The 21,366-nt window shown below is 45.6% G+C and carries 21 protein-coding genes; 5 read left to right on the top strand and 16 right to left on the bottom strand.

Features of this window, described 5'->3' with window-relative positions:
* Positions 1-120: 120 nt before the first annotated feature.
* Positions 121-474 (top strand): hypothetical protein, encoded by a 354-nt coding sequence (locus tag M1D94_RS00795; RefSeq protein ID WP_043858345.1) that lies wholly within the window; start codon positions 121-123, stop codon positions 472-474.
* A gap of 43 nt (positions 475-517) precedes the next feature.
* On the opposite strand, the gene M1D94_RS00790 is transcribed toward M1D94_RS00795, so the two are convergent.
* A complete protein-coding gene (locus tag M1D94_RS00790) occupies positions 518-916 on the bottom strand; it encodes a hypothetical protein (protein ID WP_003227087.1) in 399 nt (132 codons plus the stop codon).
* Positions 917-1,093: 177 nt separating this feature from the next.
* On the opposite strand from M1D94_RS00790, the gene M1D94_RS00785 reads away from it, so the two are divergent.
* Complete coding sequence (locus tag M1D94_RS00785) at positions 1,094-2,059, top strand: iron-hydroxamate ABC transporter substrate-binding protein (RefSeq protein ID WP_021481022.1); 966 nt, start codon at positions 1,094-1,096, stop codon at positions 2,057-2,059.
* 40 nt (positions 2,060-2,099) lie between these two features.
* On the opposite strand, the gene M1D94_RS00780 is transcribed toward M1D94_RS00785, so the two are convergent.
* The 15 genes from M1D94_RS00780 to iolA all read right to left on the bottom strand — a co-directional run bounded on the left by M1D94_RS00780 (position 2,100) and on the right by iolA (position 18,293).
* Positions 2,100-2,447, bottom strand: coding sequence for a YxeA family protein (locus M1D94_RS00780; RefSeq protein WP_021481023.1), 348 nt, complete (start codon positions 2,445-2,447; stop codon positions 2,100-2,102).
* Between the two features lie 13 nt (positions 2,448-2,460).
* Complete coding sequence (gene yxdM, locus M1D94_RS00775; RefSeq protein ID WP_456270383.1) at positions 2,461-4,329, bottom strand: ABC transporter permease YxdM; 1,869 nt, start codon at positions 4,327-4,329, stop codon at positions 2,461-2,463.
* Positions 4,304-5,077, bottom strand: coding sequence for an ABC transporter ATP-binding protein YxdL (gene yxdL / locus M1D94_RS00770; RefSeq protein ID WP_021481025.1), 774 nt, complete (start codon positions 5,075-5,077; stop codon positions 4,304-4,306). Before yxdL ends, yxdM begins: the two co-directional genes overlap by 26 nt.
* 143 nt (positions 5,078-5,220) lie before the next feature.
* On the bottom strand, positions 5,221-6,198 hold the full coding sequence (yxdK, locus tag M1D94_RS00765) for a two-component system sensor histidine kinase YxdK (protein ID WP_015385109.1): 978 nt from the start codon (positions 6,196-6,198) through the stop codon (positions 5,221-5,223).
* Positions 6,195-6,884, bottom strand: a complete 690-nt coding sequence (yxdJ, locus tag M1D94_RS00760; protein WP_003243527.1) for a two-component system response regulator YxdJ — start codon at positions 6,882-6,884, stop codon at positions 6,195-6,197. The genes yxdK and yxdJ overlap by 4 nt, the downstream gene beginning before the upstream one ends.
* 107 nt (positions 6,885-6,991) lie before the next feature.
* Entirely contained in the window at positions 6,992-7,864 is an 873-nt protein-coding gene (gene iolJ, locus M1D94_RS00755; RefSeq protein WP_064671730.1) for a 6-phospho-5-dehydro-2-deoxy-D-gluconate aldolase, read from the bottom strand.
* Between the two features lie 20 nt (positions 7,865-7,884).
* Positions 7,885-8,721, bottom strand: coding sequence for a 2-keto-myo-inositol isomerase (iolI, locus tag M1D94_RS00750; protein ID WP_049140862.1), 837 nt, complete (start codon positions 8,719-8,721; stop codon positions 7,885-7,887).
* Between the two features lie 85 nt (positions 8,722-8,806).
* Entirely contained in the window at positions 8,807-9,676 is an 870-nt protein-coding gene (locus tag M1D94_RS00745; protein WP_424934866.1) for a sugar phosphate isomerase/epimerase family protein, read from the bottom strand.
* A 19-nt stretch (positions 9,677-9,695) separates the two neighbouring features.
* Complete coding sequence (iolG, locus tag M1D94_RS00740; protein ID WP_014481414.1) at positions 9,696-10,730, bottom strand: bifunctional inositol 2-dehydrogenase/D-chiro-inositol 1-dehydrogenase; 1,035 nt, start codon at positions 10,728-10,730, stop codon at positions 9,696-9,698.
* 22 nt (positions 10,731-10,752) lie between these two features.
* Positions 10,753-12,069 carry a myo-inositol transporter IolF gene (gene iolF, locus M1D94_RS00735; RefSeq protein WP_424934865.1) on the bottom strand — a complete coding sequence of 439 codons (1,317 nt, stop codon included), beginning with the start codon at positions 12,067-12,069 and terminating at the stop codon, positions 10,753-10,755.
* Positions 12,070-12,083: 14 nt separating this feature from the next.
* Positions 12,084-12,977: a myo-inosose-2 dehydratase gene (iolE, locus tag M1D94_RS00730; RefSeq protein WP_003227062.1), complete on the bottom strand. Its 894-nt coding sequence runs from the start codon at positions 12,975-12,977 to the stop codon at positions 12,084-12,086.
* Between the two features lie 15 nt (positions 12,978-12,992).
* Positions 12,993-14,906, bottom strand: coding sequence for a 3D-(3,5/4)-trihydroxycyclohexane-1,2-dione acylhydrolase (decyclizing) (gene iolD, locus M1D94_RS00725; protein WP_101502598.1), 1,914 nt, complete (start codon positions 14,904-14,906; stop codon positions 12,993-12,995).
* Between the two features lie 32 nt (positions 14,907-14,938).
* Positions 14,939-15,916 carry a 5-dehydro-2-deoxygluconokinase gene (iolC, locus tag M1D94_RS00720; protein ID WP_456270382.1) on the bottom strand — a complete coding sequence of 326 codons (978 nt, stop codon included), beginning with the start codon at positions 15,914-15,916 and terminating at the stop codon, positions 14,939-14,941.
* 23 nt (positions 15,917-15,939) lie between these two features.
* Positions 15,940-16,755 carry a 5-deoxy-glucuronate isomerase gene (iolB, locus tag M1D94_RS00715; protein WP_014478486.1) on the bottom strand — a complete coding sequence of 272 codons (816 nt, stop codon included), beginning with the start codon at positions 16,753-16,755 and terminating at the stop codon, positions 15,940-15,942.
* Positions 16,756-16,829: 74 nt separating this feature from the next.
* Positions 16,830-18,293 (bottom strand): methylmalonate-semialdehyde dehydrogenase, encoded by a 1,464-nt coding sequence (iolA, locus tag M1D94_RS00710; protein ID WP_032725032.1) that lies wholly within the window; start codon positions 18,291-18,293, stop codon positions 16,830-16,832.
* Positions 18,294-18,709: 416 nt separating this feature from the next.
* On the opposite strand from iolA, the gene iolR reads away from it, so the two are divergent.
* The 3 genes from iolR (at position 18,710) to M1D94_RS00695 (ending at position 21,363) form a co-directional block, all read left to right on the top strand.
* Complete coding sequence (gene iolR, locus M1D94_RS00705; protein ID WP_038828963.1) at positions 18,710-19,477, top strand: myo-inositol utilization transcriptional regulator IolR; 768 nt, start codon at positions 18,710-18,712, stop codon at positions 19,475-19,477.
* Between the two features lie 41 nt (positions 19,478-19,518).
* Positions 19,519-20,451 carry an aldo/keto reductase gene (locus M1D94_RS00700; protein ID WP_003243075.1) on the top strand — a complete coding sequence of 311 codons (933 nt, stop codon included), beginning with the start codon at positions 19,519-19,521 and terminating at the stop codon, positions 20,449-20,451.
* Positions 20,452-20,712: 261 nt separating this feature from the next.
* Positions 20,713-21,363, top strand: a complete 651-nt coding sequence (locus tag M1D94_RS00695; protein WP_003244225.1) for a hypothetical protein — start codon at positions 20,713-20,715, stop codon at positions 21,361-21,363.
* Positions 21,364-21,366: the final 3 nt, after the last annotated feature.

Below are 21,366 nucleotides of genomic sequence, written 5' to 3'. Positions count from 1 at the left end.
TTCATTCAAAGACAGAGGGGCTGAGGAAAATAATTGTAGTTCCTCATTTGCAGAATTTCTTTTCAATCAGGTTGCATGATAATACCGACTCACGTCAATCGATACATGGAGGGATCATTCATGCATAATACACAACACGGCTTGCAGCAGCTGAATCAATGCCGCCAGACTGCTCAGCAGCTCATTCAGCAAACACAGCAAAGCAGCCAGCAATATCGCCACATGCTTCATCAGGAACAGCAAAACATCCAAATGCTGCAGCAGATTCTAAACCACGAACAACAAGCTGCACATACCATTCAGCAAGCACTGCACGGGCATGACATGGCGATTCAAAAGTGCCAGCAGGTTGTCAACATGTGCAACCAAATGCAACAGGAACTTACTGGACAATCCAGCGTCATGAATACGAATGTGTCTACACTTCCATTCGGCCAAAACACGCCATTTCAGCAGCAATCCTATCAGCAGTAACATATAAAAAGCTCAACACAATGCGAGTGTTGAGCTTTTTTTCTTACTGTTCTTTGCGAATATGTATATCCTGAATAGACTGTTTCGGTGCATGAAATCTGCTCTCGGCTTCACTTCTTGCCTCGGCAAAAGCCCGCGCCTCCACATGATCTTTGTAGACATCCAGCTGAATCAAATACAGCGGGCGCACTTTAAATCCATGAATAATGGTCACCGCCCATAACGGGACCACAATAAAAACACCGGGCAGATCGGGCAATACAAAACCAAACGCAAAAATGAAAAAATAAATGATGCCGTACATGATCCACTTTCTATTTCTAACCTTGATGCCAATAAATAAAAAGGCAAAAAAACTGGTAATGGCAAAAGGCATGAAAATAAACAGCATCCACCAGCTATGCAGCCATTCCCAAGCGGAACCTCTTTTTGTAATTCCCATATTTTTCTCCTCCTATTTACCTATAATAATCGATTAGGCATACCGCGTCACCCATAAACGGGAAAAACTTTCTCCCTTAAAAATAGTGATAGACGGGGAACAGGTTTCTTGCTATATTATTAATTGATAATGATAATCATTACTAATCTATTGAGATACATAGTGGGAGGGTTCTTGATGAAAAAGAACATATTGCTCGTGGGCATGCTTGTGCTGCTTCTCATGTTTGTCAGCGCTTGCAGCGGCACGGCTTCTAAAGGGAGCTCAAGCGATTCTGCTTCCGAAAAAACAGAAATGAGAACATACAAATCACCAAAAGGGAACGTCAACATTCCTGCACATCCGAAACGCATCGTCACTGATTTTTATGCCGGTGAATTGCTGTCTGTCGGGGCCAATGTGGTCGGCTCAGGCTCATGGTCATTTGATAATCCGTTTTTAAAATCAAAGCTGAAAAATGTGAAGGATGTTGGTGATCCAATCAGCGTTGAAAAAGTGATGGAGCTTCAGCCTGACTTAATTGTTGTCATGAATGAAGAGAATGTTGATAAATTAAAGAAAATCGCTCCGACTGTTGTCATACCTTATAACACAGCGAAAAACGTAGAAGACACAGTCAGCATGTTCGGAGAAATCGCCGGAGCGAAAGACAAAGCAAAATCCTTTATGGCTGACTTTAACAAAAAAGCGGAAGCAGCTAAGAAGAAAATTGCCGGCGTCATCGACAAAGATGCGACCTTCGGCATTTATGAAAACACAGACAAGGGCGAATTCTGGGTGTTCAATGACAATGGCGGACGCGGCGGCCAAGCTGTATACAATGCACTTGGGTTAAAAGCGCCTGAAAAAATTGAGCAAGATGTCATCAAAAAAGGAGAGATGAAACAGCTCTCTCAAGAGGTTATTCCTGAGTATGCCGCAGACTATATGTTCATTACGGATTACAACCCGAAAGGCGAAAGCAAAACACTCGACAAGCTGGAGCATTCCTCTATTTGGAAAAATCTTGACGCTGTTAAACATAATCGCGTGTTTATCAATGACTTTGACACGTTCTACCCGTACGACCCGATTTCTGTCAGCAAACAGGTGGATATCATCACCGACATGCTGATCAAACGGGCCGAAGAAAATAAAAAATAAAAAAACGGCACAGTCATGACGCTGTGCCGTTTTTTATGATTCACTTTAATTTTGATTGTACGGAGTCCGGCATATTTTCAAACTTGACTTCTTCCCAAGTCTCGACATACTTTCCTTTCGCCTTCACCTTCAAATACGCGTTCTTCCGAAGCTCTTTGCCGGCGAAAAAGGTCACTTCTTCTTTTTTCCCGGATGCATTATATCCGTCTAATGTATATTCAGTACCGCCCGGACTAAGATGTCTGCCATCTCGATCAATCTGAACATAGACATCTTGCTGGTGAATAAACGGATTAAATCTGTCTGTAACATCGTTATGAAAAAAGAGAAGCCCGCATATTACGGCAGCAGCCGCCAAGACGGCCAGGATTGCCATTGCTTTTTTCATCTTTGCACTCCCCTTACTTGTTCATTTTTTTCAAATAGCTTGACCGCACCGCGAGGAAGAATAGAAGCTGAAAAATGAAAAACCCTCCGATGGTGAGACTGAGCGGCCCCGCGACATCAGAATAGCCTTCCACAGCCAATGTTCTCAAAGCAAACAGTGTATGCATGACGGCAATGACAAATGGAAAGAAGAAAAGAATCGCCAATTGTATTGTCACGCTTTGTGCCATTTCACGCTCACTCAGGCCGATTTTGGCCAGTGAACGGTAGCGCTCCCGGTCTTCATCTAAATCAGTGAACAGCCTGAAATATAAGAAACTTGCTGCCGCGACAAAGAATACAATTGCGATAAACAGGCCGATAAATAAACTCAGGCTCGGCAGCTGCACCGTATCATAGTAAGTCCCGGCTTTTGAAGCAAAATCAGAATGCACGTCGATATAATTGCCGTAAATCTCATTTTGCAAGGATTGGCTGATCTCAAGACTGTCTTTCCAATGATCATAGCTGTAGCCGTATAATGACGCTTGATCACCGAGTGATTTCAGCTGATCAAAGGTTTGATCATTCACTGCGATGATGGCATTCAATGAGATCAGCGGTTTTTTGACTTCTTTTACCGACAGTTTTTGATCAGACAGCTCCCCTTTTTGGTTCAGCAGCTTCAGCTGATCCGGCGCTTCGTTTTTGAAATTGCGGTCATACGTTCCCGGGAAATAGACAGCCTCGTCTTCTTTCAGGCCGTTCACTTTGACATGGAAGTATTTTGCCGCATCCGATTCACTGATCATGTAAACAGGGGGAACAGTTTCTCCTTCCTGATAGCGAACATAGGAAACATCTATTTTGTCTTTCTTATACGTAAAGCCGTGTGTTTTCAGTTCATGGTCAATATCTTTCAAATGAGTCTGTTCTTTTGGATTATTGCTGTAAGATAAATACTCCATTTCATAAGCGGACTCTTCCGCTCCGACGGTCGATTTGTACATTGCGAGCACGCCTGTCGCAGTAAACGCAACCGCGGAAATAATGCTGACAATAAAGAACAGGCGGGCGTTGTCTTTTAGACGATAGACAAGGTCAGAAACCCAAATGATGTTTTTCCCGCGCAGATAAAAGGTTTTCCACTTCTTCAGCGCGCGCAGAATCCATATGCTGCTTTGGCTGAAAAAGAAATATGTTCCGATGACGGTGAGCAGTAAAATGATAAACGGTTCGGCCCCGTGGACATTGCCTTTAAGAACCATGCCGTACCCGCCGCACAGACAGGCGATGCCGAATAAGGACAGAAGCACGGACGGCTTAGGCTCCGGTTTAACCTTGCCAGTGCCCTTTATTAATTTGATAACCGTATTTGATCTGACAAAAAGGATCGTAAACTGCGATAAAAAGAAAAATAAGAGCAGAAATCCGCAGGCCGTAATACCGAGCGCTTTCCAAGGCATATACAAAGGCAGCGCGTCCATTTCTAAAATATAAGCGCCGACCGTAAAGAACGTCTTTGAAAAAATGAATCCTCCGATAATACCGGCTGCAATTGACATGACGCCGATGATCATATTTTCCGCCGTAATGAGCTTTCTCAGCTGCCCCGGCGTGATGCCTTGCATGAGCAGAATGCCGAATTCTTTATTTCTCGATTTCAAAAATGCATTAACCGAATACAGAACAAATAAGAAAGAAAAAACAAAGATCATCCATTCCGCGGCGGTTAAGCCTTTTTTGGCGATGTTATTCAGGTAGCCTTCCTTTAATGCCGGATGAAACAAGAACATCGCAAAGGTAAAGAAAATCAAAACGGAAAAGGCGCTGCTTAAAAAGAATGCAAGATAGGCCCTTTTGTTTCTCGTGACGTTATTATAAGCGAACTGAAGAAAGGTCATTTGCGTTTCCCCCCAGCATAGACAGCACATCGAGAATTTGTTCATAAAATACTTGGCGGTTTTCCCCGCGGTAAATCTCATTAAACAGTTCGCCGTCTTTTATAAAGATGACGCGGCGGCAGTAGCTTGCCGCAACAGGATCGTGGGTCACCATCAAAGCCGTGACATGATCATCCTGATTCAGGCTCTGCATCGTTTCCATGACGTCTTTTGACGCTTTGGAATCAAGGTTGCCCGTCGGTTCATCGGCCAGGATGAGTGACGGCTTATGAATGACCGCTCTTGCGATGGCGGCACGCTGGCGCTGTCCTCCGGATACTTCAAACGTCCGTTTGTTGAGCAGGTTTTCGATTCCGAGCTTTGCCGCGATGCCGTGCAGTTTTTCTTCCATGACAGACGGCGCTTCTTTTTCAAGCGTTAACGGCAGCATGATATTTTCACCGATCGTCAGCGTGTCCAGAAGGTTGAAATCCTGAAACACAAATCCGAGCTGCTTGCGGCGGAAATGAGCGAGCTTTGTCCGCTTCAGGCGATGCGGGTTTTCTCCGTGAATCAGGATATCGCCTGAATCTGGACGGTCAATCGTTGAAATGATATTCAAAAGCGTTGTTTTTCCGGACCCGGACGGCCCCATCACCGCCGTGAACTCGCCTTCTTCTATTGAAAATGAAATTTGCTTTAAGGCTTGATAGGACACTTGTCCTTTATAGGTTTTATTTATATGTTTGACTTCAAGCATATTCGCCATGAAAATCCTCCTTATGGTTTTATTCTTGTTGATCTGGGCTGCTTTCATGTAGTGCCGGGACGTTCAACATAAAAATCCCCTTGACATAAATCCATGTTATCAAGGGGAAACAAAGCGGGCTATGTTGTTTTCTTAATGCAGCCTTACATTTTTGTAAGAAATGAAAATCGAACTGATGTCCCTTCACCGGGAGACGAGCTGATGTCCACCGTATGATTGAGCTTATCTGTAATTTCTTTGACGAGATGGAGGCCGATTCCCGTAGATTCTTGGAAACGCCGCCCGTTTTCACCCGTGTAATAAGGGTCAAACACCCGCTTGATGTCTTGTGAGGGAATCCCGACACCGTAATCTTTGACTTCAAGCACCGTCCTGTCTTCATCGCGGAAGACATTCAGCTCAAGTCTGTCACTCTTGCCCGCTGAATACTTGACCGCATTTGTGACCACTTGGCCAATCGCAAATTTGAGCCATTTGGCATCGGTGTAAATCTGATGATCATCGCAAACGTTCATTTTCGGATAAACGCGATATTGAATAAAAAATCGTTTATAGCTTTGAATGACTGATTGGAGAAGCTCGGACAGGGAAACCGCTTCAATTTTAAAATCCCTTTCAAACAGGTCGAGCCTTGAAGAATAAAGAAGCGTCTCCAGCCCGAATTCAATCTGCCGGACTTCTTTTTTGATTTGTTCAAAAACGGGCTCATCCTCTTCTTGAATGATTAAATTAATGACCGACAGCGGCGTCTTTACTTGGTGCACCCATTGATTCATATACGTCACCCGCGCGTCCAGCTTGGCTTCGGTCTCATGGAGCTTCTGGTGCTGCAGCCGGATCAACTCCATCTGCTTTTCATACAGCTCTGAACAGAACACTGAAGAACCGAGATACGGGATATCCGTCCCTTCCTGCCCCGAGCTGAGCCAATGATACACGCCGCGGTCTTTGTACCAGCGATAGGCAAGATAGCCCGCCAAAATAAGAAGCTGCACGCCCAATATGTAAAACAAGTGAGAAAAAGAATGAAGACCCGCAAACCAGTAATAAAAGAAGACAAACAGCCCTTGAAGGAGAAAAAGCAGAATCAGCACTGCATGAGACCGGAGAAACAGCTTCATGACTGCGCCCTCAGCTGGTAGCCTTCGCCCCGCACCGCTTCAATAGAAACAGGCGCATTCAGCTCCCGCAGTTTTTTTCTGAGCCGCGTGATATACACGTTAAGTGTATTATCATCGATGAATATGTCGGTGTCCCACGTCTTTTCCATGAGACGGTCCCGACTCGTCACCTTTTCTCCCCGCTCAAGCAGCACTTCCAAAAGCTTGCTTTCTTTTTTAGAAAGCTCGCTTTTTTCATCCTGAAAACGCAGTTCAAACCGTTCCACAAAGAGCTGAACGCCAGCATATTCAACCACTTTCTCTCCCTGCTTTGCGGCGTACTCCCCGTACGCCCTCCGGATCTGGCTTTTGATTTTCGCCAGCACAATATCATAAGAAAACGGTTTTTCGATATAATCGTCTCCCCCATTTTCAATCGCCATCACCTGATCCATTTCCCCGCTTCTGGCAGAAATAAAGATGATCGGGCTTGTGGAGTGCTGGCGGATCTGCCGGCACCAATAATATCCGTCATATGCCGGCAAATTGATATCAAGCAGCACCACATCGGGCTTTTCCCGCAAAAAGACATCAAGAACAGCTGTAAAATCCGCGGCGACCACTGTTTGATATCCGTATTTTTCAAGGTAATTCTGCAATAGTCCGCGAATGTCTTCACTGTCTTCCACAATCATGATTTTATTCAAACTGAACCACTCCCGTTTCTTACACTGCTGCCATCATCATAATCGTTTTGGGCGTATGGACGCAACACCGCACAAAAAAACCGCCATCTCGGCGGTTTCTGGTCTCTTTAGCCGACCTGCTGCTTAGCTGCTTTACCGGCTGATCCGAACTCTCTCATTTTGCTTCGCACTGTCTCTTCCACGGCTTCAATGCCGGGTGTCAAATAGCCGCGCGGTTCGTACAGATCGCTGTTTTCCTGGAACATGCGGCGTGTTTCGTCTGTCCACGCTACCATACATTCCGTATTGATATTGATCTTCGCGTGGCCGAGCGTGATGGCTTTTTTGATCTGATCCTGCGGAATCCCGGATGCCCCGTGAAGAACGAGGGGAATATCAGTCATGCAGGAGATAGCCTCCATTTCCTTAAATCCGAGATTCGGCTCACCCTGATATTTGCCGTGTACAGAGCCGAGGGCGGCGGCCAGCGCGTCGATATTGGTTTCTTTGACGATCCGCTCACATTCCGTGATATCGGCATAGCAGACCCCGCCGACCAGCCCGTCTTCCATTCCGCCGACCGTGCCGACTTCGGCTTCTACTGATACGCCGTGTTTTGCGGCATAATCGGTGACTTCTTTTGTCATTGCGATATTCTCGTCAATCGGCTGATGGGAGCCGTCAATCATCACTGAGCTGAATCCGGCATCAATGGCCTGTCTGCAGCGTTCCGCACTGCTGCCGTGATCGAGATGAAGCACGACCGGAACGGTAATTGCCATGTCCTCTATTAACGCCCCTACCATGGCGGCAATCGTTTTAAATCCGCCTAAATAGTCGACCAGGCGATCAGAAGCCGCGGCGATGACCGGTGATTGCTCCTTTTGCGCCGCCTGCAAAATCGCCTTCGTCCATTGCAGGCCGTTGATATTAAACTGGCCAATTGCATATTGCTCCCGCTTTGCATCTTCAAGAAGCTCTTTCATCGATACAAAAGCCATGTCCACCCCTCCTTTATCCATTACATGTTGAAGTATTTTGATACGACGTCCACTGTTGTTTTTTTCGCTGTTTGAATGGCTTCCTCAGCAGTCAGCTTATAGTATTCAGGCCGGAAGAGCTCAACCGATACAACATCAGAGAAGCCGATTTCCTTCAGTGCTGATAAGTGGGCATCTAAGTCAATTGCCCCTTGTCCCGGCCATACACGATCCTCATCTGTTAAAAAGCCGATTGGGAAATCTTCTGTATCATCAATATGATAGATGAAGATTTTCTTTCCGTCCGCCTGCTTTAAGCTCTCAATATTTGAACCCATTGCATGGAAGTGAAAACTGTCAAGGACAAGCCCGACATTGTCACGGTTAACTGTGTTTACGATCTCATACGCCTGTTCAAACGTATTGACCGTACATTGCGGATGGCCGACAAATTCAAGTGCGATTTTTACGCCGTACGGCTCCGCGATATCTGACAGCTCAGTCAGCACGTCTACACTGCTCTTTTTGATCTCTTCTTTTACAATCTTCTGCTCTGTCACAAGCGGAACGGCCACCACATATTTCACACCGAGGGTTTTGCATGTTTCCATCATGCCTTTAAATTCAGTGATGATCTCGTTGTGGCCCTTTTCATCACGGTTGTTGAAGAAAACAAGCGCGTTTAAAGCAAGCGGTTTGATGTGATGGGTTTGAAAATATTCCGCAAGATCTGCCAATGAATGATCTTTTAAGTACTCCGGCAGCTTATCCATTGTGCGGATTTCAATATAATCATAGCCGTGCTTTTCGCATAGTTCTAAATCCTGTTTAAGGTTTGAGTTTTCCAATGTTGTCGCTTCATTAAAACAAAGTTTCATGCCAGACTCCCCCATCTGCGTTTTAGATATGAAGGGAGTTCGGCAGGAAGGCTGTCGCCATATCCCGCCGAACTCCATGCTCAGCTTATGCCAGACCTAATTCTTCTTTCATTTTCTTAAGCATAAATCGGCTTGATTCATCCGCTCTTTCATCGACCCAAGCAAATACGGCATTCGTCGCAATTCCGTCGAACTTCATCTCTCTCAGTTTTCTGAAAATCGTATCAAAATCAACCTCGCCTTGACCAATGTCCAAATGCTGGTGAACCGTTACTTTCGCGTCAGGCGGATTGACGATATAGCGAAGGCCATGAGCCGCTTTATGATTATAGGTATCTGCAAATAAAACATGTGTGAGGCGGTCGCCGGCTTCGTCAAACATGGTCTCGATGTCGCCTTTGCCGTCATCATAGAAGAACGTATGCGCAGTCGAGTAGACAAGATTGATCCAATTCTTGTCAAGCGCGCGGATCATATCCATCGCACCTTTGTGCGTTTCGATAAAATCGTATGGGTGGGCTTGAAGATTAAGTTTAATACCTTCTTTTTCAAAGACTGGCAGAAGCTCATCCATGGATTTGATAAATTTTTCTTCACTTGTTAAAGGATCATATTTTGAACCGCTGAATTCGCTGTTCATCAAATCCACTTCAAGTTCAACCGCAATTTCGATTGCCCGTTTCCAATTGCGCACTGCTGCCTGCCGGCGGTCTTCATCAGGACCCGCCCAGTGGTAAAGAGGAAGAAGCGATGAAAGCTTAACACCTGTATCTCTTAAAAGGCGCTTTAATTGTTTGATCTTTGCTGAATCGACTTTCGGATATTTATAAAACGGGCAAAAATCCTCACGCGGAGACAATTCGATATATTCATAGCCAAGCTCCGCCGTTTTATAGACCGTTTCCTCTAAAGTTAAATCATCACGATACATGGATGGATCCAATGCTAACTTCATATTTTCACTCCTCTGTTTTTTAGTTTTGAACTGTTGTAAAAGATTGATAGAATTCCGGTTTTTCCTTCAATTCAACCTTTTCTTTTTGTCCAGATTCCTGGGCTTTTACACACGCGTCAGTCGTGACAGCAGCAATATAGCCGTCCCATGCCGTCGGTCCGCTGACCTCGCCTTTCTTTTGAATCGAATCAATAAAGTCTTGGATTTCCACATCGTACGCAGCAACAAAGCGTCTCTGCCAATCCATCAAAATATCAGTGCTGAATTTGCCTTCTTTTCTCAAGCTGATGCTTGATGGCTCGGGAAGCTTGATGATGCCGTCTTCTCCGACGATTTCGCATTGAATGTCATAGCCGTATTTACAGTTCACATAGATTTCAGCATTGATGACGATGCCGCCTTTTGTTTCAATCACCACGATTTGCGGATCTTTTAAATGCGGAAGCGCGTTTTTTGATTTTTTCGGATAGATGACTTGAACGGACTCGTAGTCATCATTGACGAGCCAGTGCAGCACATCAATTTCATGAACAAGCGTGTCAACTACGGCCATATCCGTTGTATAGTTATCTCCTACAGTCGGGTTGCGGTGCGCGCAATGAATCATAAGCGGCTCGCCGATGACATGATTGTCGAGTGCTTCCTTCAGCTGTACGTAACCGCTGTCATAACGGCGCATGAAGCCGACTTGAACAAGGCGTTTGCCCACTTTGATTTCTTCTTCGACAATGCGCATGCATCCTTCAGCTGTTGTCGCGAGCGGTTTTTCACAGAACACATATTTCTGGGCTTTAATGGCTTTCAGCACGCTTGACTCATGCGCAGGCCCCCAGCTTGTCACTAAAACAGCGTCTACATTTTCGTCTGCAAGCAAGCTGTCATCATTCGGATAAACCGTCGCGTTTAATTGGTATTGCTCAACGACCTTTTGTGCAGCTTCTTGATTAACATCCGTTACAGCTACAATTTCTGCGCCGGACAGCTTGTTCGTGATGCGGTTAATATGTTCTTTTCCGATTGCTCCAGTTCCAATTACGCCAATACGTAAACTCATTGACAGCCACTCCTTCTGTTGGTTACATGATTTTGCTTTCTGTTCCTTGCTTTACTTGGCTCTGAGGAGATCCGTAGAGTTCCTCTTGAATTTGTTCAAGCGACTTGCCAGACGTATTCGGCGCAAAGAGCAGCCCGATGATCATACTGGCCGTCACACATCCGAGAAGAATTGCAGCCATCGTTCCAATGCCGAAATTGGTCATAATCATTGGGACAAACAGACTCCAAATCCCTATTGAAATACGGACAAGAAAAAACATCAGTCCTTGTGCGGAAGCACGATATTGCGTAGGAAAGATTTCACTGGCCCATAACTGATAGTTCGCTTGCTGCCCTGCTCCGTTATTGATGCCGATCACGACAATAAACAGGAGCAGAATCGGCAGGCCTTCAACTGGCAGCAGAAACAGTGTCCACCCGATCACCGCCATGAAAGCGGCGATTCCAAATACGGTTTTTCTATATTTGTCGGCAAAGGGCATGAAGATCAAGGCGACCCCCAATCCTGTGAAGATAAACAGCCCCATTTGCAAAAGGTTGGCCATGTTGGCAGATACACCGCCGACCTGCTGATAAATGTATGGCATAAAGAAGCCCATGACCCCGGCAGCTAAGTTCCAAACCAAGTACACACCCATCAAAAACAATATGCTTTTTAGATACATAGGCTTGAGCAAATCAAAATACGATGTCTTATTCAGTACAGCCGGCTTCTCTGCCTGAGCATCCTCCGGCTGATTTTTTGTCTGCCAGGCGTCTGATTCCGGAAGCCTGATTCTCAGGATGTACGTAATCAGCGCAATCACAAGCAGATGGGCAAATACGATTTTATTCCCCAAGAGTCCCAAGTCACCGGCCAGTACGGAGAGGAGCAGTACAACGACAGCGCCCGCGGCCCAAGCGACTTGTGCTACGCCGCAATGCCTGGCCCGATTCTTCTTTGGCGCATTTTCCGCAATAATGGTCCATGACGCGGTTATGTCAGCTCCTACTGATAAACCGATAATGATGTAACCGCTTAACAACATGGGGAAATTAACCCCGAACAAAACCAAACAAATCCCTAGTGCATAAACCAGCATACTATTGGTATAAACAGCCTTCCGTCCGACTTTATCAGCCAGAAACCCGCCAAGCAGCGCGCCGACAGCGGCAGAAATCGCATTTGCGCTCAGCGCGCCGAGCAGCCCGATTTGCGTATCGGATAGCTTAAGGTAACTGACCCATAATGATAAACCGGCGGAGCCTGCCACAATTGAACCGGCATCAATATAGTTGGCCAATGCTGCCGCGATTGTCCGTTTATTGAAGGCTGAATCTCCATTGGTATTGCCCATATGTTCATTCCCCATTAAGCCAGATCCAACAACTGCTGATCAATATAGTTTCTCGCAATCAATGCATACTCCAGCGGGTTTGCAACATCGGGGTCCTGTTCAGCTTCAATGACAATCCATCCGGAATAACTGTGCTTCAACAGCAGCTGATATACTTCTCTAAAGTCAATGCAGCCGTCACCGGGAACCGTAAACATGCCTTTTAAAAATGATTGCCGGAACGATTGTCCTTCGAGCCTGCATTGTTCCATGACATTCAGGCGGGCATCCTTAAAGTGCACATGCTTAATGCGGCCGATATGCTTCTCAAGCATCCCCATGTAATCGCCGTCAGAAATATACGCATGGCCTGTATCATAGAGGAGGTGTACATGCGCAGGGTCAGTTCCTGCCATCAGGCGGTCCACTTCTTCCGCTGTTTGGACACCAGTGCCGAGATGATGATGATAGACAAGCTTCAAGCCATGCTGAGCGGCAATTTCGCCAAGGTGATTCAGCCCTTCGCAAAGCCGCTCCCATTCATCATCCGTAAAGTGCGGCTTCTCTGTGAACACGTTTTTCTCCAAGCTTTGCACGCTGTACGTTTGTTCAGAGACAACTGCGACATCCGCGTTTACTTGCTGCAAATACTCACAATGCAGGGTAAATGTCTTTGCCGCTTCACCAAGTCCGTCACGCAAAATAAAACTGCTGAACCATTTTCCTGCAATGCGTAAATTCCGAAGCTTCAGCTCTTTGTTCAGGATGGCAGGTTCGGGGAAAAAGCCCCCGACCTCCGTGCCTTGAAAACGTGCGACAACGATATCACTTAACAAATGCTGAAGTGTATTTCCCGCTCCAATTTCAGGCATGTCATCATTCCGCCACCCAATGGGAGCGATTCCCCACAGGATTTCATTTTTGCCCATCTTGGTGCCTCCCCTCTAATACTGCTTCGCAGATTCCAGCTTTTTCTCTTTTGCTTCGTATGCCTTCTGAACGCTTTCTTGTTCAGATACCTCTGCCACCCCGACATGCCACCAGCTGTCATAGCCGTCCGTCATTGTTTTAGGCAGCACCTTCATTTCAATTAATGTTGATACATCCTGTTTCTTCGCATCCTCTAACGCCGCTTTTAATTCTTCTACTGTGTTTGCGCGGTAGGTTTTCGCGCCGTATCCCTCAGCGACTTTCGCGTAATCGACATTCAGGATTTGGTTGTCATCTGTGCGGAACTCGCAATAGTAGCTGCCGCTGCCGTGATCCATTTGCAGGTTGTTGATGCATCCGAATCCTGAGTTGTCAAAGAGCAGCACATTGATTTTCTTGTTGTACTGAATCGCCGTGATCAATTCAGAATGAAGCATCAGGAAGCTGCCGTCTCCGACGATTGAATACACTTCTCTGTCAGGGTGGGCCAGTTTAAGACCGAGTGTCCCGGACACTTCATAGCCCATGCAAGAATATCCATACTCCAGGTGATACGTATTCGGAACATTAGAATGCCACAGACGCTGCAAATCTCCTGGGAGTGAGCCTGCTGAACAGATGATGACGCTGTCTTCAGGAATCGTCTCGTTGATTGTCAGCAATGCCGTTGTTTGCGGAAGCTCCGTATTCAACGCGTCAGCATATTCATTCAGGACCTCTTGAGAAAAGTGATTTTTGATTTCCGGATCAAATGCTTCCCGCTTAAACGTCACTTTGCTGAGACGCTCGCGTTCAGCTAGCCATTCGTCCTTCAGCTCCCGGATCGTTGTGCCGAACTCGCTCTCATAGCCTTCAAGCAAGCCGTGCAGTTTGCCAAGCGTCACTTTCGCATCCGCCACCACTTGGAATGCATCAAGTTTATACGCCTGCATTCGGCTGACGTTAATGTTCAAAAACTTCGCTTTATCAAAATCAAAAGCGGTCTTAGAGGATGTCGCAAAATCTGTATACCTTGTGCCGATGCCGATAATCAAATCAGCTTGGCGGGCCGCTTTGTTTGCCGCAAGTGTACCTGTGATGCCCATTCCGCCAAGGTTGTTCGCAAAATCTGCCTCAACGGTAGACTTTCCTGCCTGCGTTTCAACTAACGGAATGTTATAGGCTTCAGAAATGGCAACCAATTCATCGCGCGCACCGGAATATTTTGTGCCTCCGCCGACGAGAATCACAGGTTTTTTGCTGGATTTAATCAGCTCCGCCGCACCTTGAAGCTCGCGCTCGCTCGGCTGCATGCGATCAATATAGTGAACCCGTTTGACGAAGAAACTTTCATCAAAATCGTATGCTTCCCCTTCAACATCCTGAGAAATACAAATCGTTGCCGGACCTGCTTTTGCCGGATCAGTCATGACTTCAAACGCGCGCAGCAAACTGCTCATCAGCTGTTCAGGGCGCGTAATGCGGTCCCAGTATCTCGATACAGGTTTCAATGCATCGTTTGTCGTAATCGCCGCGCTGTATTCTTGCTCCATTTGCTGCAGTACAGGGTCTGGCTGTCTTGTCGCAAATGTGTCTGCCGGAATCAAGAGAACTGGGATATTGTTTGCCAATGCAGTGCCGGCTGCCGCCACCAAGTTAGCCGCTCCCGGTCCGACGGATGTAGACACTGCATATATTTTTCTTCTCAGCATTTGCTTGCTGTACGCCATGGCCGCATGCGCCATTCCTTGTTCATTTTTCCCTTGATAGACTTTCAAATGGCCTGCATCCTGCTCAAGCGCTTGCCCGATCCCTAATACGTTTCCATGACCGAAAATTGTGAAAATCCCTTCGACAAAAGGCTCTTCCTTTCCATCAACATGGATGTACTGCTGGTTTAAGAATTTAATCAGCGCCTGCGCTGTTGTTAAGCGAATTTTCTTGCCCACAAACGATCCCACCTTTACTCGATCTTTTTCAATTATGACTGTGCTTCAATAAGCTGTACGATTTCTTCCGCAGTCGGCATCGCTTCTGACGAACTGTGCTTGCTCACCACAATGGAAGCTGAAGCACTGCCGTATTTCAATGCCGTTTCAATGTCTTTTCCGCTGACAAGGCCATAGATAAAGGCTGACGCATAGGAGTCACCAGCTCCAAAGGTTTTCAGCACTTTTGTCTTGTACGCTTGGGCGCGGAATACCTCGCCGGATTTGCTGTATGCGTAAGAGCCTTCGACGCCGTGTTTGATGACAACGAGGTCGGCTGAATGGCCAAATAAATGATTGACGGATTCTTCATTGCTTCCGCCTGTGCGGTTTTCCATCACATCAAATTCATCGCGTGTGCCGATGACGATATCAGACTGCTCGGCAACCAAAGAATAATAAACGGCTGTTTCATCTGATGACTGCCACGTATACGGGCGGTAATCCAGTTCGAACACCACTTTAACCTGATGCTTCTTCGCGTATTGAACAGCTTTTAATACCGCTTCCCGTGACGGGCTTTTGGCGAGCGCTGTCCCGGAAACAAGCAGCATTTTCGCATTTGCGATATAGTCCTCGCTTACCTCTGAAGGCTCAAGATAAAGATCCGCCACATCATCGCGATACATTAAAATGCTGCATTCTTCAGGGCTGAGGATTTCTGTAAATGCAAGGCCTGCTTTGTGTCCATCTTGATCAACAACCATCTGTGTTGTATCAACGCCGGTCTTTCTCATATAGGACTCTATGAATCTTCCATGCTGGTCATCCGGAATTTTGCCGATGAAGCCCGCTTTTAAGCCAAGCTTCGCGCTGCCGATCGCGATATTCGCAGGTGAACCGCCGACGTATTTGGAAAATGTCATCGTCCCTTCCATTGGGCGGTTGTATTCGACTGCGTTCAGGTCAATACATGCCCGGCCGATGGCAATAATGTCAAAAGCCTTCTCTTCATTGAATGTATACTTCATCGTAAACAGCCACTCCTCACTTGTTAGCGTTCTAAAATCCACTCATGCGCCGGGTCGTTATGAAACTTCCATTTTCGCGTCGGCCCTGCCATGACATTTAAATAGTAGGATGTGTATCCGTCCGGAACGCCTACCGGATGGTATCCCGCAGGAACGATGACAACGTTTTCATTTTCCACAGTCATTGTCTCGTCAATAGAACGGTCATCTGTGTATACGCGCTGAAATACAAAGCCCTGTCCCGGGTCTAACTCATGGTAGTACGTTTCTTCTAAGAAAGATTCTTCCGGCAAGTTGTCTTGATCATGTTTGTGAGGCGGGTAGCTGGACCAGTTGCCGCTGTCTGTATAGACTTCAACTACTAATAGACTGTTAGCTGAAGGGTCTGAATCCGGAAGAATGTTATGAACAGTACGTTTGTTTGAAAATTGCCCGCGATGTTCAATTCCGTTGTCTTCCGCTTTGATCAGCTTTGTCGGAAGCTGCTTTTCCGATGGAGAATAGCAAAGCGCCACTCTTGCGTCGCTGACCGCTGTGATCTCAAATGCACGGTCATTTGACATATAGACGCTGTCTGTCGGTTTTCGTTCAAATACGCTTTCGCGCGTGCCGATATTCTCAAAAGTCGACTCATGATCTGTCACTGTAATTTTTCCCGTTACCGCCACAATACAGATTTCTTGTTTTTTCAATTCTTCTGTATAGCTTGAACCTGATGCAAGATCTAACACTTTAAACTCTACATAAGTGAGATCAGAGTTGGATGTCGTTACTTCGTGCACGAGTTTGACCCCATTAGATACTTCATGCGACTGCGGCTTACGCAACAAATAACTCATAGTGAAGCCCTCCTCTTTCTATTGGCAGAATGAGTCCGAACAGCGCAAATGGACGCCGTTCGGCTGTTCGTCGTTTAGTTGAAATCAGGTGCCGGATATCTTGCCGTTACCACTTTTTTACGTGTATAGAAGTCGACGCTGTCTTTTCCGTTCGCATGCAGCGTTCCAAAGAATGAAGATTTCCAGCCTGAGAATGGGAAGAACGCCATTGGAGCCGGCACCCCAAGGTTGATTCCTAGCATTCCCGCATCAATGTTTTCACGGAAGTAGCGGATTGCGTTTGAGTTGGATGTGAACAAGCAGGCGCCGTTCGCAAACTCAGACTTATTGGCGATTTCAATCGCTTCTTTCAGGTTTTTCACACGAATGACAGATAAGACCGGAGCGAAAATTTCATCTTTCCAGATCGTCATCTCTGTTGTGACATTGTCAAAGATCGTCGGGCCGACAAAGTAGCCGTCGTCTGACACATTTTCACGTCCGTCACATACGAGTCTGGCACCTTCTTCAAGACCTTTTTCGATATAGCTGAGCGTGCGCTTCTTGTTGTCTTCGCGAATCACCGGTCCTAAGAACACGCCGTCATCAAGGCCGTTACCGATTTTAATGTCCGCCACTTTTTCCTGCAGCTTCGCCATAAATTCATCGGCGATTCCTTCTTCAACCGTCACAACCGCACAAGCCATGCAGCGTTCACCGGCAGAACCGAAGGCAGCTCCGACGATGTTTGTGACCGTGTCTTCAAGATTCGCATCGTTCAAGACAATCGTATGGTTTTTCGCGCCAGTCAGAGATTGAACGCGTTTTAAGTTTTCGCTTCCTTTTTTGTAGACGTATTCGCCGACTGGCTTGGAGCCTACAAATGAAATCGCTTTAATTTCGGGATGCTCGAGGATGCCGTTTACAACGTCATGCGCACCGTATACGACGTTGAATACCCCTTTCGGAAGGCCCGCTTTTTCAAAAAGCTCAACCAATTTCTCTGTTAATAGCGGAGTCCGCTCAGACGGCTTTAAAATAAATGTGTTGCCGAGCGCGATCGCCATCGGGAACATCCAGCAAGGAACCATCATCGGGAAGTTGAATGGCGCGATTCCGCCGACAACTCCGATTGGGTAACGGTAGTTCGCCGCTTCAACGTCCGTCGCGATGGAAGCAAGCGAGTCACCCATCATCAGGGAAGGTGCTCCAGCGGCGAACTCTACGTTTTCAATCCCGCGTCCCACTTCACCTAAAGCTTCTTTTGTGTTTTTTCCGTTTTCAATGGTAATTAGATGAGCCAGTTCTTCTTTATGCTGGGACAGCAGCTGCTGGAAGTTAAATAGAATTCTGGCACGGCGCGGAACCGCCACCTTTGACCATGTTTTAAATGCTTCAGCAGCCGTTTGCGCTGCGTAATCAATATCCTCTTGTGTAGAAATCGGCACTTGGCATAGTACTTCTTTCGTCGCCGGATTGACGACATCTTCATATTGATCTGTTTTGCTTTCAACCCATTCACCGTTGATGTAGTTTTTTAATTTTCTGATTTCTGCCATTCTTATTGCCTCCTTCATTAGTAAACACATACACTTGTATGGATGGTTCCGGATAGATTCATATCAATATCCATTTTTCAGCAAGCCAAGAATTAAACGCTTTCAAAAAAACCAAAAAAATAAATGGCGGATGCATATTTACATACAAGCAACCATTTCATGCACAACAGGTTACTTTTTGGTCATTTCTTGGTTATATTCTAATTGCATAATACCCATAAGTCAATCATAAACACTAAATTTTTTCATTATTTTTATTATATTAATCTTTTAATCAAGTAAGAGAGGTAAGAGAAGCCCGCCGAATCTTGCAAAAGATATACACCGATGTTATCATTTTTTAAGCAACTATTGATTAACTTTTGGTTTTTATTATATATTTATGTTACGTAAAGATTCAAGAAGGAGTTTTTAATATGAAACTGATGCGGATTCAGGAAATGGAGGAGTACATTTTATCGCATGGCACTGTTTCCTTAGATGAGCTGTGCCAGGTGTTCAATGTCTCCAAAAACACAGTCAGACGTGATATCAACAAGCTTACAGAAAAGGGTGCGATTGAAAAAGTATACGGCGGCGTAACATCTATTGAAAAAACCGCATTAGTTCCTTTTGAAAATCGCACCATTCAGCACCAGGATGAAAAAACAAAAATCGCCCATTATGCTTCCCGATTTATTGAAGATCACGATTTGGTCTTCATTGATTCAGGAACGACGACAAAGTCTATTCTTGATACGCTTGATCCAGCCAAAAATGTCACCATCTTAACCAACAGTTTAGACATTATCAATGCGGCGTCAGCTTTGAAGAATATCAACTTAATCATTATCGGAAACAACTATAAGAGAAAAACCCGCTCCTTTGTCGGCATGGACGACCCGGCTATGCTTGATAAGTACAATATCAACAAAGCCTTTATGTCCGCTACCGGAACGACGCTGACACATGGATTGACCAACTCGGATCTGCTGGAGTATGAAATTAAAAAGAGGATTTCGGAAAAAGCAAAAGAAGTGTATCTATTGGCTGACCATTCTAAATTCGGAAAATCAACGCTTCTGACATATGCGCCGTTTGACAGGCTGCATTGCATTGTGACCTCTCAGCCATTAGACGACGAGTACACGCAGTACTGCAATGAGCATCAAATCGGCATTCATCTGGCCGAACGTTTACAATAGTGTTGAGAGTCTATCATCCATTTTATTCTAGGAGGCAGATCATGAAAAAAGCGAAGCTCGGAAAATCAGACTTGCAGGTATTCCCTATCGGATTAGGAACAAATGCTGTCGGAGGACATAACCTCTACCCGAACCTAAATGAAGAAACCGGAAAAGAATTGGTGCGCGAGGCGATCCGTAATGGCGTGACAATGTTAGACACCGCTTACATTTACGGGATCGGCCGTTCCGAAGAATTAATTGGTGAAGTGCTGCGTGAATTCAACCGTGAAGATGTTGTCATCGCGACAAAAGCCGCTCACAGAAAACAAGGCAATGACTTTGTCTTTGATAATTCACCAGATTTTCTTAAAAAATCAGTTGATGAAAGCCTGAAGCGCTTGAATACCGATTATATTGATTTGTTCTACATTCACTTCCCTGACGAACATACGCCTAAGGATGAAGCCGTTAACGCGCTGAATGAGATGAAGAAAGCCGGAAAAATCCGTTCCATCGGTGTATCCAACTTCTCTTTAGAGCAATTGAAAGAAGCAAACAAAGACGGTTTGGTAGATGTATTGCAAGGCGAATACAACCTGTTAAACCGTGAAGCGGAAAAAACATTCTTCCCGTATACGAAGGAGCATAATATTTCATTTATCCCTTACTTCCCTCTCGTATCAGGTTTATTGGCAGGAAAGTATACAGAAGATACAACGTTCCCAGAAGGCGACCTGCGAAACGAACAGGAACACTTCAAGGGTGAGCGTTTCAAAGAAAATATCAGAAAGGTCAACAAGCTTGCGCCGATTGCCGAAAAACACAACGTGGATATCCCTCACATCGTATTGGCCTGGTATTTAGCAAGACCGGAAATTGATATTTTAATCCCAGGAGCAAAACGTGCCGATCAGCTGATTGATAACATCAAAACAGCCGACGTGACGCTTTCTCAAGAGGATATTTCATTTATTGATAAGCTGTTCGCATAAGAAGAAAGCAGCCTTCTCCAATGGAGAAGGCTGTTTTTTTGTGCGATAAATTCCTAAATAACTGATTTTGAAGCAAAACCTTACAAAATGAGCCATAAATCCGATAAAATAAAGGTAGTTTATCTCAGAAAGAAAGTGATTGAGAAAGCAAAAGTATGAAACGTTCATATCATCTAGCTCATATGAAATAAAGCTGACCCAGCTTCTTTTATTTGCTGGTCAGAATAGCGGACCGTTTCGATGGTCTATGGAGGAAACAGAATGAAACTTAAATATGTAAAAGCCTTAGTTGCAGTAACCGTTGCTTTAGGTGTACTGCTGCCATCAACGATTTCTCATGCAAAGAGCTTTAGCGGCCGCTCATCATCTAGTTACAGCAGCCGAAGTTCAAGCTCGTCATACAGCGGAAGCTATAAATCAAGCCCGAAATCAAGCTACAGCTCAGGATCAAGCTCTTCTAGCAAAAAATCCAAGACGTCTGACGATTCATCATCATCGATTTCGCTTAAAAAGAAGCCTTCGGAAAAGGCAAGTTCATCAAGCTCTAAAAAATCGTCAGGCACCTTTTCCGGCGCTACATCAAAAGTAACCGGAAAGACATACAGCGGAAAAACGTCTAAAGCCTATGTTGGCGGACGATATGTTTCAGTCAATCATTACTATCACGCAGGTTTCGCGCCATCAGGATGGTTTGGATATTATAGCGGATTTACAATGGGTATGTTCATGATCAGCATGATGCACCCATGGGGTTACACCTATCATCCAGTCGGAGGCCCCGGTTATGTTTCTTATGGCGCTTCACCCATTGCCTGGATCGTTGATATCATCGCTTTGATTATTATTTTAATCATTGTCATCGCATTGATTCGCGCATTTAAAGCACCGAAGACGTACAGAAGGAGATTTTAGGCA

The organism is Bacillus sp. JZ109 (genome assembly GCF_053903135.1).
Note: the sequence above shows the minus strand (reverse complement) of the source record. Positions and strands in the feature narration are given on the sequence as shown.

What these genes read in the sequence shown, in the direction of transcription:
- M1D94_RS00795 (WP_043858345.1), top strand. Translation starts at nt 121, where the DNA reads ATGCATAATACACAACACGGCTTGCAGCAGCTGAATCAATGCCGCCAG.
- M1D94_RS00790 (WP_003227087.1), bottom strand. Translation starts at nt 916, where the DNA reads ATGGGAATTACAAAAAGAGGTTCCGCTTGGGAATGGCTGCATAGCTGG.
- M1D94_RS00785 (WP_021481022.1), top strand. Translation starts at nt 1,094, where the DNA reads ATGAAAAAGAACATATTGCTCGTGGGCATGCTTGTGCTGCTTCTCATG.
- M1D94_RS00780 (WP_021481023.1), bottom strand. Translation starts at nt 2,447, where the DNA reads ATGAAAAAAGCAATGGCAATCCTGGCCGTCTTGGCGGCTGCTGCCGTA.
- yxdM (WP_456270383.1), bottom strand. Translation starts at nt 4,329, where the DNA reads ATGACCTTTCTTCAGTTCGCTTATAATAACGTCACGAGAAACAAAAGG.
- yxdL (WP_021481025.1), bottom strand. Translation starts at nt 5,077, where the DNA reads ATGGCGAATATGCTTGAAGTCAAACATATAAATAAAACCTATAAAGGA.
- yxdK (WP_015385109.1), bottom strand. Translation starts at nt 6,198, where the DNA reads ATGAAGCTGTTTCTCCGGTCTCATGCAGTGCTGATTCTGCTTTTTCTC.
- iolJ (WP_064671730.1), bottom strand. Translation starts at nt 7,864, where the DNA reads ATGGCTTTTGTATCGATGAAAGAGCTTCTTGAAGATGCAAAGCGGGAG.
- iolI (WP_049140862.1), bottom strand. Translation starts at nt 8,721, where the DNA reads ATGAAACTTTGTTTTAATGAAGCGACAACATTGGAAAACTCAAACCTT.
- M1D94_RS00745 (WP_424934866.1), bottom strand. Translation starts at nt 9,676, where the DNA reads ATGAAGTTAGCATTGGATCCATCCATGTATCGTGATGATTTAACTTTA.
- iolG (WP_014481414.1), bottom strand. Translation starts at nt 10,730, where the DNA reads ATGAGTTTACGTATTGGCGTAATTGGAACTGGAGCAATCGGAAAAGAA.
- iolF (WP_424934865.1), bottom strand. Translation starts at nt 12,069, where the DNA reads ATGGGCAATACCAATGGAGATTCAGCCTTCAATAAACGGACAATCGCG.
- iolE (WP_003227062.1), bottom strand. Translation starts at nt 12,977, where the DNA reads ATGGGCAAAAATGAAATCCTGTGGGGAATCGCTCCCATTGGGTGGCGG.
- iolC (WP_456270382.1), bottom strand. Translation starts at nt 15,916, where the DNA reads ATGAAGTATACATTCAATGAAGAGAAGGCTTTTGACATTATTGCCATC.
- iolB (WP_014478486.1), bottom strand. Translation starts at nt 16,755, where the DNA reads ATGAGTTATTTGTTGCGTAAGCCGCAGTCGCATGAAGTATCTAATGGG.
- iolA (WP_032725032.1), bottom strand. Translation starts at nt 18,293, where the DNA reads ATGGCAGAAATCAGAAAATTAAAAAACTACATCAACGGTGAATGGGTT.
- iolR (WP_038828963.1), top strand. Translation starts at nt 18,710, where the DNA reads ATGAAACTGATGCGGATTCAGGAAATGGAGGAGTACATTTTATCGCAT.
- M1D94_RS00700 (WP_003243075.1), top strand. Translation starts at nt 19,519, where the DNA reads ATGAAAAAAGCGAAGCTCGGAAAATCAGACTTGCAGGTATTCCCTATC.
- M1D94_RS00695 (WP_003244225.1), top strand. Translation starts at nt 20,713, where the DNA reads ATGAAACTTAAATATGTAAAAGCCTTAGTTGCAGTAACCGTTGCTTTA.